The organism is Nocardiopsis sp. NPDC006938, assembly GCF_042869555.1.
Lineage (GTDB): Bacteria > Actinomycetota > Actinomycetes > Streptosporangiales > Streptosporangiaceae > Nocardiopsis.
This window is the reverse complement of the sequence record NZ_JBIAGA010000030.1, coordinates 19,354-34,358: the sequence shown is the minus strand read 5'-3', so window position 1 is coordinate 34,358 and position 15,005 is coordinate 19,354. Positions and strand designations below refer to the sequence as shown.

The 15,005-nt window shown below is 70.1% G+C and carries 19 protein-coding genes; 11 read left to right on the top strand and 8 right to left on the bottom strand.

Annotated elements, in window-relative coordinates; translation table 11 throughout:
* Positions 1–212: 212 nt before the first annotated feature.
* Both ACFYL4_RS26885 and ACFYL4_RS26880 read left to right on the top strand, forming a co-directional pair.
* Complete coding sequence (locus ACFYL4_RS26885) at positions 213–878, top strand: class II aldolase/adducin family protein (RefSeq protein WP_387522099.1); 666 nt, start codon at positions 213–215, stop codon at positions 876–878.
* A 162-nt stretch (positions 879–1,040) separates the two neighbouring features.
* Positions 1,041–1,646 (top strand): hypothetical protein, encoded by a 606-nt coding sequence (locus tag ACFYL4_RS26880; protein ID WP_387522097.1) that lies wholly within the window; start codon positions 1,041–1,043, stop codon positions 1,644–1,646.
* 58 nt (positions 1,647–1,704) lie between these two features.
* On the opposite strand, the gene ACFYL4_RS26875 is transcribed toward ACFYL4_RS26880, so the two are convergent.
* The 3 genes from ACFYL4_RS26875 to ACFYL4_RS26865 are packed head-to-tail and all read right to left on the bottom strand — an operon-like array spanning position 1,705 to position 3,055.
* On the bottom strand, positions 1,705–2,262 hold the full coding sequence (locus tag ACFYL4_RS26875; RefSeq protein WP_387522095.1) for a hypothetical protein: 558 nt from the start codon (positions 2,260–2,262) through the stop codon (positions 1,705–1,707).
* 35 nt (positions 2,263–2,297) lie between these two features.
* Positions 2,298–2,834, bottom strand: coding sequence for a hypothetical protein (locus tag ACFYL4_RS26870; RefSeq protein WP_387522094.1), 537 nt, complete (start codon positions 2,832–2,834; stop codon positions 2,298–2,300).
* A gap of 26 nt (positions 2,835–2,860) precedes the next feature.
* Positions 2,861–3,055: a helix-turn-helix transcriptional regulator gene (locus tag ACFYL4_RS26865; protein ID WP_357762840.1), complete on the bottom strand. Its 195-nt coding sequence runs from the start codon at positions 3,053–3,055 to the stop codon at positions 2,861–2,863.
* 312 nt (positions 3,056–3,367) lie between these two features.
* Between ACFYL4_RS26865 and ACFYL4_RS26860 the strand changes: the two genes are divergently transcribed.
* Positions 3,368–3,778 carry a VOC family protein gene (locus ACFYL4_RS26860; RefSeq protein ID WP_357762778.1) on the top strand — a complete coding sequence of 137 codons (411 nt, stop codon included), beginning with the start codon at positions 3,368–3,370 and terminating at the stop codon, positions 3,776–3,778.
* Positions 3,779–3,793: 15 nt separating this feature from the next.
* On the opposite strand, the gene ACFYL4_RS26855 is transcribed toward ACFYL4_RS26860, so the two are convergent.
* Positions 3,794–4,561: an alpha/beta fold hydrolase gene (locus ACFYL4_RS26855; protein ID WP_387522092.1), complete on the bottom strand. Its 768-nt coding sequence runs from the start codon at positions 4,559–4,561 to the stop codon at positions 3,794–3,796.
* A gap of 150 nt (positions 4,562–4,711) precedes the next feature.
* Here ACFYL4_RS26855 and ACFYL4_RS26850 point away from each other — a divergent pair, with 150 nt between their 5' ends.
* The 3 genes from ACFYL4_RS26850 (at position 4,712) to ACFYL4_RS26840 (ending at position 6,880) form a co-directional block, all read left to right on the top strand.
* Positions 4,712–5,242, top strand: coding sequence for a DinB family protein (locus tag ACFYL4_RS26850; protein WP_387522091.1), 531 nt, complete (start codon positions 4,712–4,714; stop codon positions 5,240–5,242).
* A 98-nt stretch (positions 5,243–5,340) separates the two neighbouring features.
* Positions 5,341–5,553 carry a type II toxin-antitoxin system VapB family antitoxin gene (locus ACFYL4_RS26845; RefSeq protein WP_387522089.1) on the top strand — a complete coding sequence of 71 codons (213 nt, stop codon included), beginning with the start codon at positions 5,341–5,343 and terminating at the stop codon, positions 5,551–5,553.
* Between the two features lie 538 nt (positions 5,554–6,091).
* Positions 6,092–6,880, top strand: coding sequence for an SURF1 family protein (locus ACFYL4_RS26840; protein WP_387522087.1), 789 nt, complete (start codon positions 6,092–6,094; stop codon positions 6,878–6,880).
* Here the strand turns inward: ACFYL4_RS26840 and ACFYL4_RS26835 are convergent.
* Both ACFYL4_RS26835 and ACFYL4_RS26830 read right to left on the bottom strand, forming a co-directional pair.
* Positions 6,856–7,290 (bottom strand): DUF3817 domain-containing protein, encoded by a 435-nt coding sequence (locus tag ACFYL4_RS26835; protein WP_387522085.1) that lies wholly within the window; start codon positions 7,288–7,290, stop codon positions 6,856–6,858. The genes ACFYL4_RS26840 and ACFYL4_RS26835 overlap by 25 nt on opposite strands.
* 308 nt (positions 7,291–7,598) lie before the next feature.
* Positions 7,599–9,194 (bottom strand): glycosyltransferase, encoded by a 1,596-nt coding sequence (locus ACFYL4_RS26830; RefSeq protein ID WP_387522083.1) that lies wholly within the window; start codon positions 9,192–9,194, stop codon positions 7,599–7,601.
* A gap of 378 nt (positions 9,195–9,572) precedes the next feature.
* On the opposite strand from ACFYL4_RS26830, the gene ACFYL4_RS26825 reads away from it, so the two are divergent.
* The 3 genes from ACFYL4_RS26825 (at position 9,573) to ACFYL4_RS26815 (ending at position 12,239) form a co-directional block, all read left to right on the top strand.
* On the top strand, positions 9,573–10,283 hold the full coding sequence (locus ACFYL4_RS26825) for a WbqC family protein (RefSeq protein WP_357762843.1): 711 nt from the start codon (positions 9,573–9,575) through the stop codon (positions 10,281–10,283).
* 107 nt (positions 10,284–10,390) lie between these two features.
* Positions 10,391–11,104 (top strand): PIG-L family deacetylase, encoded by a 714-nt coding sequence (locus tag ACFYL4_RS26820; RefSeq protein ID WP_357762805.1) that lies wholly within the window; start codon positions 10,391–10,393, stop codon positions 11,102–11,104.
* Between the two features lie 151 nt (positions 11,105–11,255).
* A complete protein-coding gene (locus ACFYL4_RS26815; RefSeq protein WP_357762808.1) occupies positions 11,256–12,239 on the top strand; it encodes an SDR family NAD(P)-dependent oxidoreductase in 984 nt (327 codons plus the stop codon).
* A 226-nt stretch (positions 12,240–12,465) separates the two neighbouring features.
* Here the strand turns inward: ACFYL4_RS26815 and ACFYL4_RS26810 are convergent, their stop codons facing one another.
* Positions 12,466–12,837, bottom strand: coding sequence for a DUF202 domain-containing protein (locus tag ACFYL4_RS26810; RefSeq protein ID WP_357762811.1), 372 nt, complete (start codon positions 12,835–12,837; stop codon positions 12,466–12,468).
* Positions 12,834–13,181, bottom strand: coding sequence for a DUF202 domain-containing protein (locus tag ACFYL4_RS26805; protein ID WP_357762814.1), 348 nt, complete (start codon positions 13,179–13,181; stop codon positions 12,834–12,836). Before ACFYL4_RS26805 ends, ACFYL4_RS26810 begins: the two co-directional genes overlap by 4 nt.
* A 272-nt stretch (positions 13,182–13,453) precedes the next feature.
* Here ACFYL4_RS26805 and trxA point away from each other — a divergent pair, with 272 nt between their 5' ends.
* Together trxA and pstB are read left to right on the top strand one after the other, a co-directional pair.
* Positions 13,454–13,825 carry a thioredoxin gene (trxA, locus tag ACFYL4_RS26800; RefSeq protein WP_357762817.1) on the top strand — a complete coding sequence of 124 codons (372 nt, stop codon included), beginning with the start codon at positions 13,454–13,456 and terminating at the stop codon, positions 13,823–13,825.
* Positions 13,826–14,127: 302 nt separating this feature from the next.
* Positions 14,128–15,000: a phosphate ABC transporter ATP-binding protein PstB gene (gene pstB / locus ACFYL4_RS26795; protein WP_387522080.1), complete on the top strand. Its 873-nt coding sequence runs from the start codon at positions 14,128–14,130 to the stop codon at positions 14,998–15,000.
* Positions 15,001–15,005: the final 5 nt, after the last annotated feature.

The window sequence follows — 15,005 nt, the reverse complement described above, 5'->3', positions numbered from 1 at the left end:
ACGATCCTCGGCCGTTCGTATGGACCAAGACGGCCGAGGAGATCTTCGAGACCATCGCCGCATATCTTCATCGAATTAACGACTCAGAACACTAGATCGTTGACGGGGGGAAGACACCCGCGACGTTCTGACGTACATTAGGTGTACCTAAGTCGATTGGTCCGACTCCTCCCCCGAGGGACCGCTGCCCGCGCCACCCCACCGAGGATCGCATGCTGCTGGAACAGGAACGCCGGGACGTCTGTCTGACCGCCCGCGCCATCGCCCACCACCCGGGTTCCGCCCCCGGTGAGGCCGGGACCATCAGCGTCCGCAGCGGCGACCTGGTGGTCGTCACCCCGCACGGCGTCCCCCTGGAACAGCTCCAGCCACTCGACTGCCCGGTGATGTCGCTGGACGACCGGATGCTGGAGGGACGGCGCGACCCCGCCGCCGAGACCACGCTCCACCTGGCCGTGCACCGACGCGCCGCCGAACACGGTCGTGACGGGCTGGCGGTGGTCAACGCGTTCACCGCCGACACCGTGGCGGTGTCGGCGGTCCTCGCCGAGCTGCCCCCGATCCACCACCGCGCCGCCGGTCTGGGCGGTGCGATCAGCGTGACCCCGTACACCCCGTACGGCACCGGCGAACTCGCCGACCAGGCGGTGAAGGCCCTCAAGGGGCGTGAGGCCGCCCTGCTCGCCCACCACGGCGGACTGGCCCTGGGTGAGGGCCTGGGGCAGGCCCTGGAGCACCTCTGGTTGCTCGACTGGCTGTGCGCCGCCTACCTGCGGGCCCACCAGATCGGCGAGCCCCGCGTGCTGGGTGAGGACGAACTCGCCGAGGCCCGTCGGCGGGGCTCCTACGGTTGGGCCGGACCCGACCCCTTCCTGTAGACCTCCGCCGGGTGGCCCTCGCGTCCCCGAGGTCCCGGACCCCGGGAGAACAATGGCGCCGTCGACGGCGTCTGACCCGGCGAGGTACCGCGACCGGTCGCTTCCCCCACCGCGTCGACGAACCCGTGGAAGCACACCCCCCGGTAGGCGAAGGAGCCCCCGATGCAGGTCAAACACGCCATGTCCGACGAATCCCTCCTGAGCGAACTCAGAGACCTCAAGCAGTTGGACTGGGGCAGCGTCTGGGAAGGCCCGCCCACCGCCGTCGACCCACGTTTCGAGGAGTGGTGCGCCCAGCGCGGGTGGACACCCCTCACCGTCGAGCGGAACCTCGACGTGACCACCCGGAGCGGAAACACGGCCACGCTCTCCTCCAACGCGCGCTGGAACCCGATCATGTCCCTGGACTTCTTCACCTCCCTCGTCAAGGCCGAGACCGAGGTCCCCGAGGAGAAGGAAGAAGTCGTCCAGAGGGGAGTGGACGGCTGGCGGCGCTACACCGACCTGATCTCGCGCGTCTGGGGAACCCCCACATGGTCCGGGGCCGCCGGTGACAGCGACTTCCCGAAAGCCCCCGTGGACAGCTCCCTCTGGACACCCGAATCCTCCCGAGGCAACCCCTACAGATTGAGTTTCTGGGGAGCGGGCACCGACCCCCACGGACCGGTCGTGGTGCTCGACCTCGGCATCACCCTCGCCACCTGGAGGCCCGACTACGGGGCCGCCATGAACGTGTCGATGTCCTTCTCGCCACCGCTGCGGGACTGACCCGTCGCGACCGGCCCGGAGCGCCTGCGCTTCACGGAGGGAACCCCGGACCCACGGCTCAGGCTGTGGACTCGTCGTCAAGCGGCTCGTCGGGCTGGGTCCAGGCGAGGTAGCAGGCGGGGAACGAGCGGTGCACCACCAGCACCAGCCAGACGACCGGAAGCAGCAGGCCGATCGGCACCGTCAGATCCGTCCAGGGGTTCGTTCCCGCCAGCTGGGCGGCCCCGGCCCCGGCCACCACCAGGATCAGCAGGGCCGACGTCACCGAGTGCCCGAGGTCCCGGGCGGCGTCGATCTCCGCGCGCTGGCGTTCGTCCACCACCTCCGCGTAGCCGTGGAGCGTCCGTGATCCGGCCTCGATCCGGTGGAACGCCCCGGTCTGCGCGATCAGGAGGACGACCACCGCGAGGCTGGAGGCCGTCACCGCCAGCGCGCTCTGGGACAGTGCCAGGGACGTCAGGGCGGCGGTGCTCGCCAGGGCCAGCGCGATCGACAGGTACGTCCTACGGACCCGGGTGGCACGGTCGGCCCAGAGGGCGCGGGTCACCGGGTCCTCGAACTGGTCGAGCAGCCGCTGGCGCCGGGCGCGCGCCCTCTCCTCGGTACGTGCGTTCATCACTGCGCTCCTTCTCAGAGGGTGGGACCACGTGCTCACGCCGACTGGGGATCGGCGTCGTCAAGCGGCTCGTCGGGCTGGGTCCAGGCGAGCCAGAGCGCCGGGGCCGCGGTGTGGGCCATCACCAGCAGCCAGAGCAGCGGAACGGCGAGCCAGCTCGGGAAGACCACGCTCTCCGGGCTGAAGGTCGTGACGAGCGCTACCGCGACGAAACTGGTGCCCAGGAGGATGCCCGTGACGCGGTGACCGGCGCGCCGCGCGTCCTCCCGCTCCTCGCGCTGGCGCTCGTCCAGGAGCCGGGACGGCAGGACCATCCGGGTGATCAGGTTCAGCCGGGACGTCAGCCAGATCAGCACGCCGACCAGGCCCAGGCCGACCGCCATCAGGAGGTACTGGGGGTCGCCGTCACCGGCGAGGTCGGCGGTGACGAAAGCGACGGCGACGGCCAGGACCAGCAGGACCAGCGGCACGACGAGGAGGCGTCGGCGGGCCCGGGAGGCCCGGGCCCTGACCATGGCGGGCTTCTCGCTGGCCGCCAGCAGCGCCCGGTCGCGAGGGGTGTGGGGGGTCATGCGGAACTCCTGTTCTCGGGCGGGGCCTACTGGCCGATGCGGGGGAAGGGCTCCGTGGAGAAGACGACCTCCACCGGGACCTCGAAGTGCCGGGCGATGCGCAGGGCCAGGTGGAGGCTGGGGCTGTACTCGCCCCGCTCCAGGTAGCCGACGGTCTGGTAGTGGACCCCGAGGGCCTCGGCCAGCTGGCGCCGGGAGACACCGCGCTCGGCCCGCAGCATCGCGATCCGGTTGTGGATGGTCTCGGCGCCCGCCTCCTTCCGACTCGTCACAGCACTCCCTCTCTTCATCCGTGTTCTGTTGCTTTTGATAGTACATGTACTACATAAGAGAGCAAGGCCGATACCGCCGCCGAGCGCACGGTGACCGGGCGCGGCGCAGGCATCGCCTCCGGTCGACGCGGGTCGATGGGGATCGCGACACGGGGTGACCGCATCCGGCCATGCGGCATCCGGGTACGGATACTCAGGAATACGTCATGCTCGGACCCGAGAATGGTGCCGACTACCCAGCCCGCACGGCAGGAGGCCCCCATGCGCTGTAGCTACATCAGGCTCCTCGTGAACGACTACGAGGCGTGCTTCCGCTTCTACTCCGACGTCCTCGAACTCCCCGTCCTGTGGGGAGACGAGAAGAGCCGCTACGCCGAGTTCGACGTGCGCTCCGGCACGCGGCTGGCTCTCAACCAGCGCGAGGTGATGGCGGAGGCGCTGGAGACCGACGGCGCCGACCCGGACCTCCCCCACCAGGACCGGCTCGCGGTGATCTTCGAGGTGGACGACGTCGACGCCACGTCCAAGGGGCTGGTGGCGAACGGCGCCCGCCAGGTCATGGAGCCCCGCGACTGGACGGCCTGGGGCATCCGCGCCGCGCACTTCCGCGACCCGGACGGCTACCTCCTGGAGGTCAACAGCCCGCTGATCGTCCTCCCCGACGGGGTCTGACCAGGTCGGCCCGGGTCAGGGGGCCACGTGCTCCCGGAGCAGTTCGTTGACCCGCTCGGCGCGCTCCACTCCGAGCAGGTGCGCGGCCCCGGTGACCACCTCGAAGCGCGCTCCGGCGATCCCGTCGGCCAACCGTCGCCCGTGGCCGGGCGGGAGCACGGGGTCGTGCGCGGCGGAGACGACCATGGTGGGCACCCGCACGCTGGCGACGAGGTTGCGCTGGTCCATCCCGGTGAGGGCCTCGCAGATCGAGGCGAAGGCGCCGGGGTCGACACCGCGCAGGTCGTCGGCGAACCGGGCCGCGACCTCCGGGTGGTCCCGCGTCAGGTCCGGGGTGAACCAGGGCAGCAGGACCTCGTCGACCACCGCGCCCATCCCGTCCTCCCGCGCCCGGGAGGCGACGTGGTCCCAGCAGTGGGTGCTCGGGGTGCGCGACGTCCCGGCCAGCAGGGCGAGCCGCTCCAGGGTGCGCGGCGAGTTCGCGGCGATCCACAGCAGCAGGGAGCCGCCGAGGCCCGCGCCGACCGCCGAGACGCGTGTGAACCCCCGGTCCTCCAGGACCCCGAGGACGTCCAGCGCCAGGTCCTGGACCGTGTAGGGGCCCTCCGGGACCGGGGAGAGGCCGTGTCCGCGGTGGTTGACGCGCAGGACCTGGCGGTCCCGGGTCAGCGCGGGCATCTGAGGGTCCCACACCGACATCGTCGTCCCGAACGGCGGCACGAGCAGCACGACGGGTGCGTGGCTGGGGCCGTCGAGTCGGTACTGGAGCGGAATCAGGGCCATGGAACCTCCGGGTCGCCAGACCGCCAGGCTATCCAGAGTGTCTTCAAGGAAGCCAGAAAACGGGGTCATGGCCAGCCAACGGAGGACAGCGGCTGACCGCCTCGCTCCCTAGGGTCGAGACATCGAGACGGACGCGACGAAGGAGCTGCCATGACCGACGCCAACGAGAAGGACGACCGGGTCGACGTCGAGCGGGAGGCACTGCTGTCGTTCCTGGCCCAGCAGCGGGCCTTCCTGCTCACCACCCTCCAGGGCCTGGACCAGGAGCAGGCGAGCCGACGCACCACCGCGAGCGAGCTGACCCTCGCGGGCATCGTCAAGCACGTGGCCTCGGTGGAGGACTCCTGGGCGGAGTTCGTCCGCGACGGAGCCCCCGACGTCGACTACTCCTCCCCCAAGGCGCAGGAGGAGCACGAGAACAGCTTCCGCCTCATCGGCGAGGAGACCCTGGAGAGCACGCTCGCCGACTACGAGAGGACCGCTCGCGAGACCGACGCCTACTTCCGCTCACTTCCCGACCTGGAGGTCAGCGAGAAGCTCCCGGCCGCGCCCTGGTTCCCCGAGGATGCCTCCTGGACCGCGCGCGACGTGCTGCTCCACCTGATCCGTGAGACCGCGCAGCACTGCGGCCACGCCGACATCATCCGGGAGGCCCTGGACGGCCAGAAGACCATGGGCTGACCGGCGACACACCGCCACACACCCCGGGTGGTGTTCGCGTCACCCTCCGCGTACGGGACGATGGGCCTGACCCCATCCCGAGCGGCGAGGAGCGCGGAGTGAGCCCGACCTGGATCGACATCGACGACGAGGCGCTTCAGGAGACCATGCGCTTCTCCGGCGCGCGCACCAGGGACGACGCCGTCAACCTGGCACTGCGGGTGTACGCGGCGCGCCACCGCAGCCGGGCCGAGACGCTCGGCGAGTGGCGGCGGCCCGAGTCACCGGCGGGCCGCAGGGAGAGCCGGGAGGGCCGGGAGAAGAGGGCCTGACCTTCGAGGGGGCGGGGGTTGCCGGTCGGCGACCCCGCCCCCTCGGAATCGTGGCGGGGGTTGCCCCCGTGCCCCGGAACACCTGCGACGTCTGGGTCATCGGGGCACGAGCTGACGCCCAGGTCCATCTGGAGCGGGCGGTCGATCTGTGGGCGGACTTTCGCGCACGGGGCGGGTGAAACCGAGAAAAAGCGACGGGGACGCCCCCACTGAACAGTGGAAACGTCCCCGTCTACGAGGTGGCGAGGGTCGCCTCCGCATCCCCCCTCAAAGTACGGAGGCAACCCTCGCCTGGGAAGCGGCCTGCGACTCCTCCCCCCTGGAGTCGCGGCCTGAAAGGTCTGCCACGTGGAAGCGATCTTGTCGTTCCGCGTTGATAGAGACACTACCCACCACACCCACGAATAACAACCCTGTGTCACGAGAAACTACTTAAAGTGATCGTCATTCCTGGGGTGGGACCCGACCAAGCGGGGTGTGGGCATCGTCAACACGGGGTCATGAGCGGGCGCTCCGAGGGCGGACATAGCCTGGTCGGGTGAGATCTCCGCTCTTCAGCCCGCGCTGGCTCGGCCTGCACGTCCTGGCCGTCCTCGTGGCCGCCGTGTGCGTCGCGGGCACCTACTGGCAGGGCACCAGCGCCTTCCAGCCCGACCGGGACGTCATCACCAACCCGGTCGCGGACCTGGACGACGCCGTACCCGTCTCCGACCTCGGCGAACCCGGTGCGTTCCTGCACCCCAACCTCACCACCAACACGGCGGTCGAGGCCACCGGGCGCTTCGACGGCGGGGCCCAGCTCCTCGTACCCCGGCGCCTGGACGGGGAGGAGGGCTACGAGGTGGTCCTGCCCCTGGTCACCGACGACGGGGTGGCCATGACCGTCAGCCGCGGCTGGTCGAGCGACGGCACCGGCCTGCCGCCCGCACCCGAGGGGGAGGTCACCGTCACCGGCTGGCTCCAGCCACCCCAGGACGCCGCCGAGGGGTTCGTCCCGATGGGCTCCCCCGACACCGGGACGGTCGAGCGGATCGCCCCGTCCGTGCTGGTCGGCGAGTGGGACTACCAGCTCTACGCGGCCTACGTCACCCTGCCCGGAAGCGAACCCGCCGTGGACGGGCTCACCCCCGTCCCACCGCCCGAGCCGCCCACGGAACTCACCGTCAACTGGCGCAACCTCAGCTACGCCGTGCAGTGGGCCATGTTCGGCGTCTCCGCCGTGGTCTTCTGGATCATCCTCATGCGCCGCGAACTGGCCGAGCGGCGCCCGGAGGAGGGCGGGGAGGAGACCCCGACCAGCGGTCAGGCCGTGGCCGCGGGCTCCTGAGCCCGGCCGGAGGCCTGCGCGGCCGCCAGGTCCTTCGCCCGCTCGGCCCGCACCACGCGGTTCTCGACCACGAAGCCGAGGACCGGGACGGTACCGGCGAGCACGACGCCCAGGGTGCGGCCCGCGCCCCAGCGGCGGTCGAGCGCCACCCACAGCACGACCAGCACGTACACCATGTAGACGTACCCGTGCGGCATGGCGACGTAGAGCATCAGCGGAGACTCGGGGCCGAACCAGTGCTCCCACCCCTGGGGGGCGCCCACCAGGTGGAACCTCGAGTCCTCGCCCACGAGGTACTTGGCGGGCATGGCCAGAAAGGTCAGGCCCAACAGGAAAACACCCGTGATGTACGCGAGCACCCGGTACAACGCGAACGACACACGCCTCTTGTCCACTGCGACTTCACCCATTCAACGACTGCGCCCCGAGGAGGGTCGGGTCCCCTCCATCGAGGCTAAGCGGTGTGCGCCGCGGTGACCCCCTGGGGTGGGGGTGACCGGTGAATCTCACATCCGCGCAGGTCGTGGCCGTTCTAGGGCGTGTTCCGCGGATCATTCCGGGCTCGCGACCACCAGGCTGCCTCTCGCTGCGCCGACTTCGCTCGGACAGCCAAACCCGGGCTGACCTTCGCTCCTCGTCTTGCGAGAGATTGCCTGGAGGCCGCTCGCGTCGATCGGCGCAAGCGCCGAACCAACCGAAAGCATCCACGGAACACGCCCTAGTCGGCACCCTCCCCGAGTTCTCCCCGGGTGTCCTTCGGGGACTCCTTGTGGGAGACGCGGGTGGGGCTGCTCCACCGTCCGTCCGACTTCGCGGTCCAGGCCCGGGGGATCATCCGCAGCGCCAGGTAGGAGTCGACGATCCGGATCGGGAAGAAGAACAGGCCGTAGAAGAGGTACGAGGGCCGCCGCCGGACCATCGTCATGACGCAGGTGAGCACGTAGTCAGGGACGAGCAGGCCGATGGCCAGGGCCGTGAGCGGCAGGAAGGCCGTCACCGCCGTGAACCCGTCGGCCAGGAGCGGCGCCCCCGCCATCGCCTCACCCGCGACCGTGCCCAACAGCACGAACACGGCGATCGCCACCGTCACCAGGAACAGCACCGACACCAGGACGACCTCGACGACGTACAGGGCCAGGGCGGCCCAGAAGACGCTCGGCCACACCCCGTGCCGCCGCACCGTCTGCCAGAAGCCGAGGGTCCACCGGCCCACCTGCTTGCGGTAGTCGCGGAACGTGAACGGGTCCTGGCTGTAGGCCTTGGTGTCCGGGCGCATCGAGACCCGGCCGAGGCGCTTGCGGTGCACCTCGAAGGTCATGTTGAAGTCCTCGATCACCAGCCCCGGCGGGTTGATGGTGATCTCCCGCAGGGCGCTGCTGCGGTACACGCTCGCGAACCCCGGCACGATGAAGGCGACGTTGGTCCTCCTCCAGGTCTGCCCGAAGCGCATGAAGTACTGGAGCATGAAGTAGAGGCGGTCCCGGTAGGCGGAGATGACCCGCCCGACCAGGCCCCGTTCCCTCGGCTTCCACTCCGAGACGACGAAGCCCGCCACGGCGGCCACACCGGGGTCTCGCAGTTGACGTCTGGCGCCCTCGACGTATCCTGCGTCGAGTTCGGTGTCGGCGTCCAGGATCAGGACGCCGTCGTAGTTTTCGGTCAGTGAGAATTCCTCGATGACCGCCTCGATGGCCCCCGCCTTGCCCCGGTTGGTGAGGAGTTCGAGGACGTTCACCCCGGTCCGGGCGGCGATGTCGGCGGTCGCGTCCCCGGACGAGTCCGAGACCACGTACACGTCCCAGCGGGCGAACAGCCGCAGGGCGGAGGAGATCGCGGCACCGATCACCGGTTCCTCGTTGTGGGCCGGGATGACGACGGCGAGGGTGGCGTCCTCCGTGCCGGTCTCCTCCAGCACCCCGCCGGGGGCCGTGGTGTCGGGGAGGTCCTCCTCGACCGCCGCGACGGCCCCGTCCCCTCCCCCTGCCAGGGCCGCGCCGCCCGCGGGAGCACCCGCGCCGACGAGGTGGCGCTGGCGGGCGCGGCCCGCGGACACCCTGGCGCGCCCCCGGTCCCCGGGTCGTCGGCGCAGCGCCGCACGGGCTCCGCCCTCGGCCAGCCGGATCAGGCCGACCACGGTCCACAGCAGGAGGTTGAGGCCGAAGGCCATCCACAGGAAGACGTACCCGAGGGCACCGACCCCCGCGGCGGCGGCCATGGTCGAGGCGAAGTCGAACCAGTAGACGAAGAGCGCGACGGCCAGGACCAGGGCGACCAGCCCGGTCAGCAGCCCGCCGACGAAACGCACGATACGCACAGCCCTGGGACCCTCCGAAAGGTCTCGGTTTTCGGACCGACATTAACCAGCAAAGTCGGCGCTAGGTTGACGCCCTGCGCGACCGGTGGGTTCACCCGGGTTCGCGTCCTATGTAGGCCACGCAAATCGTATACACGGGCTTGCGTGAGGTGGTACCCATTAGAAGATATTTGCGACGAGGTGCCGGAGGCGGCCTCCGCCCCCGGTTTATACGAGGGCGTATGGGCTCCTGGTAAACCCCCGGCGCACCCGACCGACGAGTTAAGGAGAACCCCCGGCGTGATCGGCGAACCGCGATCCCCCTCGCCAGATCCTCCGCACGACGGCCCGGGGGCGAACTCCGATGACCCCGCCACGACCAGGGAAGACGTCGCGCGCGTGCGCGTGGCGGTCCACCAGCCGCACTATTGGCCCTGGTTGGGACTGATCGACAAGATCGACCGTTCTGACCGTTTCATCATGCTCGACACGGTGCAGTTCGAACGGCGGGGATGGCAGAACCGAAACTACGTCGCCGGGCACGGAGATCCGGTCCTGCTCACCGTGCCCGTCACCCAGACGAGTCGCGGAGAACGCATCCTGGACAAGAGGATCGACAACTCACAGAAATGGCGCAACAAGCACTTCAGGGCACTCTCTGAACACTGTTACCGCAAGGCTCCCTACTGGGACCTTTACCGGGAGGAAATCGCCCGCCTGTACTCCACGGAGTGGGATCGCCTCGCGGACCTGGCCATCGCCACCACGCGCCTGCTGACCCGCGGTTTCGGGATCGACACACCCGTACTGCGCGCCAGCGAGCTCGGGGACTTCCCCGGATACAAGAGCGAGCTGCTGGCCCAGATCAGCGCCAAGGCGGGGGCCGACACGCTGCTCTCGGGCGACGGCGCCAGGGACTACCTCGACCCCGAGGTCCTGAACCGGTACGGGGTCGGCGTCGAGTGGCAGGACTTCCGCCACCCGGAGTACCCGCAGCACACGCGCGGGCCCGCCGACGACTTCGTGCCCCGCCTCTCGGCGCTCGACCTCCTGCTCAACGCCGGACCGGACGCGCTGGACGTACTCCGCCGGGCGAGGTCCCGCGGCTGACACCGGTCGGCGGTCGGAGCACCGCGCACTCCTCCCGCGGGCGCGGCGGCCCCGGCGGCCCGGGTGAGGACGGATCACCCCACTTCGGCAAAGAACGGGAAACTGGCATGACGACGGACTGGTCACGGGAGCGCCTCCTGGTCTTCTCCCCCCACCCCGACGACGAGACCCTGGGCTGCGGCGGTCTCATGCACAAGGCGAAGCGCGCCGGCGCCGAGGTCTTCGTGCAGTTCCTGACGGTCGGCGACACCGTGGACCAGTCCCCCCGGGGCTTCTCCACCGCCGAGGAGCGCCACACCGAGATCAAGAAGGTAGCGGAGCACTTCCAGTGGGACGACTGGCACATGGCGCTGCCCGGTGACGAGTACCACCTGCGGCTGGACGCGGTCCCCCGGGTGGAGCTGACCCAGCTGATCGAGCGGGACAGCCCGCTCTCGATCGCGCGCCTGCGGCCCACCACGGTGCTCGTGCCGCACCGCACCAGCTACAACCAGGACCACCGGGCCGTGTCGGAGGCCGCGCACACCGCGCTGCGGCCCTCGAACCGGGCCCTGCGCCACCACCCCGACACGGTGCTCGCCTACGAGGAGGCCGCCGACCAGTGGCGGTCCGAGCCCGTGGAGCCGCCCCACCTCGTCGTGGAACTCACAGAGGCGGACCTGCGCGCCAAGCTCCAGGCGATGGAACTGTACGGCTCGCAGAGCCACGCCCACCCCCACACCCGTTCGGAGCCCACCCTGCGCAGCCTGGCCGTCCTCAGGGGCATGCAGGCCGGGGTGGCCCTCGGCGAGGGGTACCACGTCCTGCGCCTGCTGGCCTGACCGGACGGACGACGCGCACGCTCGACGTCGGCGCGCCACGCCCGCGCGCCCGGCGCCGACCGCACACACCGACCCGCTCCCTCACCCGTCACACGAACACCTCCCCACGTGCAGCGCAGAACACCCACACCACCCGTAGTGGAGGGAAAACATGAAGGCCGTCATCACCGGTGGAGCCGGGTTCATCGGCTCCCACCTGTGCGACCACCTGGTCGCACAGGGACACGAGGTCACCGTCCTGGACGATCTCTCGACCGGTTCACTGTCGAACCTGTCCCAGTTGAGAGGGTCGTCCTCGTTCCGATTCGTCCAGGGGGACATCCTGGACCGCGACCTGGTAAACGACCTCGTCTCGGAGGCCGAGACCGTCTACCACCTCGCCGCCGCCGTGGGCGTCTACAACATCGTCGACAACCCGCTGCGTTCGCTGCGGATCAACCTGCACGGCACCGAGAACGTCGTGGAGGCGGCGGTCCGCCACCGCGTCCCCTACATGGTGGCCTCGACCAGCGAGGTCTACGGCAAGAACGACGCGGACGGGCTCAGGGAGGACGCCGACCGCGTCTACGGGTCGGCCACCAAGAGCCGCTGGTCCTACGCCGCCGCCAAGGGGTTGGACGAGCTGGTCGCGTACGTGCACGGCACGGAGTCCGGCGTGCCCTGTGTCATCACCCGCTTCTTCAACGTGGTGGGACCCCGGCAGACCGGCAGGTACGGCATGGTGGTGCCCCGGTTCGTCGACCAGGCCCTGGCCGACGAGCCGATCACCGTGTACGGCTCGGGCTCCCAGCGCCGCTGCTTCGGCTCGGTGTTCGACGTGGTGCCCGCCCTGACCCGGCTGATGGACACCCCCGAGGCCTACAACCAGGCGGTCAACCTGGGCGGGCACGAGGAGGTGTCGATCAAGGGGCTGGCCGACCGCGTCGTGGGCCTGACCGGGTCGCGCAGCCCGATCACCTACGTGGACTACGAGGAGGCCTACGGCGAGGGATACGAGGACATGCAGCGCCGCTACCCGGACACCTCGCTCGCACGGGGCCTGATCGGCTACGAACCCACGCGCGACCTCAACGCCATCATCGACTCCCTCGTCGAGCACCGCCGTTCGACCAGTTCCGTCCCGGCGCCCGCCTAGGGCCAGGCCTCGGCGGCGCACGGACGCGGCGGCCCCCGCACGGGCCGCGAGCGGCCGCCGCTGGCGCGACGCGTCCCCGGGCGCCCCGCCGCCCCCGGCCCGTCTCCCCGCCGCCGCCCGACGCGGCGGCGGCGACCCCTGCCACAGCGAGAGTGAACGTCACGAGGCCCGGCCCCCGCCTCGGTGACACCCCGGCCGCCACGCGTCGGTGCCCGGGCCGGGCTCCTCAGGGCACGAGCACCGTCGCCACCACGACCAGGGTCAGGGCGAGCACACCAGCGCTGAGCAGGAGCATCGCCCAGGGGCGGGCCACGTTCAGCGGCGGCCGCCCCGTCCCCGGCTCCCGCAGCCCGTGCCCGGTGCGCCGCCACCTCAGCCACAGGTGCAGTCCGAGCCCGGCGCCCAACAGCAGGGTGAAGGCCATGACGCCCGCCCGGAGCCCCAGCCCCACGTCGGGCAGGACCGTCGAGCCGGGGTCGAGCGGCCCCCTCAGGTACACCAACCCCACCACGACCAGCAGGATCAGCATGCGCTGCCACGACAGCAGCGTGCGCTCGGGCTGGAGCCCCGGGTCGCGGCGCCCCTCAGCGGGCCTCACAGCAGGTTCCCCAGCAGCACCAACAGACACACCGCCCCCACCGCGAACGCGGTGACCAGCGGGAGCAGGCTCATCGGCAGGGGCTGCCCCCGGCGCATCACCCGCTGCACCCGGTACCAGCGCAACGGCGCGTACACGGTGACGACTCCGGCGAGCACCGCCAGGAACAGACCGACGACGGTGCGCTGCGCCCCGTCCCAGCCCAGGGGGAGCAGGTGGAGGACGGCGACAGCACCCGCCAACAGGGCGAGCGCGGTCCGTATCCACGCCAGGAAGGTACGTTCGTTGGCGAGGGTGAAGCGGTAGTCCACGCCCTGGTCGTCCTCCGACCCCTCGGAGCTCATCGGTCCCCCCGGTTTTCGGCGTTCGGCCCACAGCGGGAACTCCGGTCACGACAATGAACCCGTGCCCCGCAGGCCGACACTAATCGTGAACGACCTTTCCTCCCCAACCGGTAGACAACACGCGTTGTGTCGGAAACCACCCGGGTGGAGGGTGAGCGCGCCCTCCGCGGGGCATGTGGAACAAACGAGTGGGCACTACCGCTGTAGCACCCAAGAGGATGGCAGTTGGCCACCGGTCGACACCACAAGACGAACGAAGAGCAGGAGACCACGTGTCCACCGTCGAACTCACCAAAGACAACTTCGCGGAAACGCTGAAGGACAACAGCTTCGTCCTGATCGACTTCTGGGCTGACTGGTGCGGTCCCTGCCGCCAGTTCGCCCCCGTGTTCGACAAGTCCTCGGAGAAGCACACGGACATCGTGCACGCCAAGGTCGACACGGAGGCCCAGCGCGAGCTCGCCTTCGAGTTCAAGATCCAGTCCATCCCGACGCTGATGATCGTGCGCGACCAGACGGTCATCTACAACGAGCCGGGCGCGCTCCCCTCCGAGGCCCTGGAGAGCCTGATCACCCAGGCCCGGGAGCTGGACATGGACGAGGTCAAGCAGAAGATCTCCGAGCAGGGCGACACCAAGGGCTGAGGCCCACCGGGCCGACGAGCGCCCCGGAGCCCGTGTCCGCGACGGCACACGGCCCCGGGGCGTTCGTGCGCGCGGGGGGTCGGCAGGTGCGCCCGACGCGCCGCCACCCGAGCACGTCCCGCCTGACCGGGCAGGACACCGAAAGGTCATCCGGGGCTTCCTACTCCACCGCCCGCGTTCATCTTGGCCACGGGGTTCGTTCACCCGGGCTTCACGCGGACATATTTGCATGGGAATCGACCGCACTCCCGCGGGTTTCACCCCCTCACGCACCGAGCTCCGTCCGACCCGGAAGTGGCCCCATGTCTGTCAGCAACACCGCGACCCCGCGAGGCACCGAGTCCGGCCGCGGCATCGCCCCCGACACCGTCCGGTACAACCGCGAGGTCCCCGGCCTGGGCGATCCCGTCTTCGACATCGGCGACCTGTCGATCCACTACGGGTCCAACAAGGCCGTGCGCGACGTGAACATGAAGGTGGGGCCGCGCCAGATCACCGCGATGATCGGCCCCTCCGGCTGCGGCAAGAGCACGGTCCTGCGCACGCTCAACCGGATGAACGACCTCATCCCGGGAGCCCGGATCGAGGGCCGGGTGACCTACCACGGCGAGGACCTGTACGCCCCGGACGTGGACCCGATCGAGGTCCGCCGCCGGATCGGGATGGTCTTCCAGAAGCCCAACCCGTTCCCCAAGTCCATCTACGACAACGTCGCCTACGGCCCCCGCATCAACGGGACGCGCGGCAACATGGACGACCTGGTCGAGGAGACCCTCACCAAGGCGGCGCTGTGGGACGAGGTCAAGGACAAGCTGAAGGACAGCGCCTTCGCCCTCTCCGGCGGCCAGCAGCAGCGGCTGTGCATCGCCCGCACCATCGCGGTGAACCCCGAGGTCATCCTCATGGACGAGCCCTGTTCGGCGCTCGACCCGATCGCCACCCTCAAGATCGAGGACCTCATGTACGAGCTGGCGGCGGAGTACACGATCGTGATCGTCACGCACAACATGCAGCAGGCGGCGCGCGTCTCGGACCGCACGGCCTTCTTCACCGCCGGGGTCGACGACGCGGGCGACCGCTACGGCAGCCTCGTGGAGTACGACGAGACCGCGACGATCTTCAGCAAGCCCTCCGACCAGCGCACCGAGGACTACATCTCGGGTCGCTTCGGGTAACCCGA

What these genes read in the sequence shown, in the direction of transcription:
- pstB (WP_387522080.1), top strand. Translation starts at nt 14,128, where the DNA reads ATGTCTGTCAGCAACACCGCGACCCCGCGAGGCACCGAGTCCGGCCGC.
- ACFYL4_RS26815 (WP_357762808.1), top strand. Translation starts at nt 11,256, where the DNA reads ATGAAGGCCGTCATCACCGGTGGAGCCGGGTTCATCGGCTCCCACCTG.
- ACFYL4_RS26865 (WP_357762840.1), bottom strand. Translation starts at nt 3,055, where the DNA reads ATGCTGCGGGCCGAGCGCGGTGTCTCCCGGCGCCAGCTGGCCGAGGCC.
- ACFYL4_RS26850 (WP_387522091.1), top strand. Translation starts at nt 4,712, where the DNA reads ATGACCGACGCCAACGAGAAGGACGACCGGGTCGACGTCGAGCGGGAG.
- ACFYL4_RS26880 (WP_387522097.1), top strand. Translation starts at nt 1,041, where the DNA reads ATGCAGGTCAAACACGCCATGTCCGACGAATCCCTCCTGAGCGAACTC.
- ACFYL4_RS26860 (WP_357762778.1), top strand. Translation starts at nt 3,368, where the DNA reads ATGCGCTGTAGCTACATCAGGCTCCTCGTGAACGACTACGAGGCGTGC.
- ACFYL4_RS26820 (WP_357762805.1), top strand. Translation starts at nt 10,391, where the DNA reads ATGACGACGGACTGGTCACGGGAGCGCCTCCTGGTCTTCTCCCCCCAC.
- ACFYL4_RS26870 (WP_387522094.1), bottom strand. Translation starts at nt 2,834, where the DNA reads ATGACCCCCCACACCCCTCGCGACCGGGCGCTGCTGGCGGCCAGCGAG.
- ACFYL4_RS26835 (WP_387522085.1), bottom strand. Translation starts at nt 7,290, where the DNA reads ATGGGTGAAGTCGCAGTGGACAAGAGGCGTGTGTCGTTCGCGTTGTAC.
- ACFYL4_RS26805 (WP_357762814.1), bottom strand. Translation starts at nt 13,181, where the DNA reads ATGAGCTCCGAGGGGTCGGAGGACGACCAGGGCGTGGACTACCGCTTC.
- ACFYL4_RS26855 (WP_387522092.1), bottom strand. Translation starts at nt 4,561, where the DNA reads ATGGCCCTGATTCCGCTCCAGTACCGACTCGACGGCCCCAGCCACGCA.
- ACFYL4_RS26885 (WP_387522099.1), top strand. Translation starts at nt 213, where the DNA reads ATGCTGCTGGAACAGGAACGCCGGGACGTCTGTCTGACCGCCCGCGCC.
- ACFYL4_RS26875 (WP_387522095.1), bottom strand. Translation starts at nt 2,262, where the DNA reads ATGAACGCACGTACCGAGGAGAGGGCGCGCGCCCGGCGCCAGCGGCTG.